Raw genomic sequence first — 316 nt, 5'->3', positions numbered from 1 at the left:
GATACTGCCGGCCGGCTACCGGGTCGGGGGCGGCGAGGCGGACACCCGCATCCTCGCGGTCGCGCGGAACCTGCAGGCCGAGGGGTACGACGTCACCGTCGTCTCCAAGGACCTCCCGCTGCGGATCAAGGCGTCCTCGGTGGGCCTGCTCGCCGAGGAGTACCGGGCCGAGCTGGCGGTCACCTCCGGGTGGACCGGCATGTCCGAGCTGCACGTGGCGGCCGACGACGTCGACGCGCTGTTCTCGGCCGGCCACGACACCGCGGTGTCCATCGAGGGCGTCAGCGACCTCCCCGTGCACACCGGACTCGTGCTC

At 72.8% G+C, this 316-nt stretch carries 1 protein-coding gene; it reads left to right on the top strand.

What is annotated here, in order from left to right:
* Positions 1-316: PIN domain-containing protein (locus PUR61_RS00150; protein ID WP_329874341.1), on the top strand; the 316-nt coding region annotated here is incomplete at both ends.

The organism is Streptomyces sp. BE20, from assembly GCF_036322525.1.
Lineage (GTDB): Bacteria > Actinomycetota > Actinomycetes > Streptomycetales > Streptomycetaceae > Kitasatospora.
This window is presented reverse-complemented; position numbering and strand designations above follow the sequence as displayed.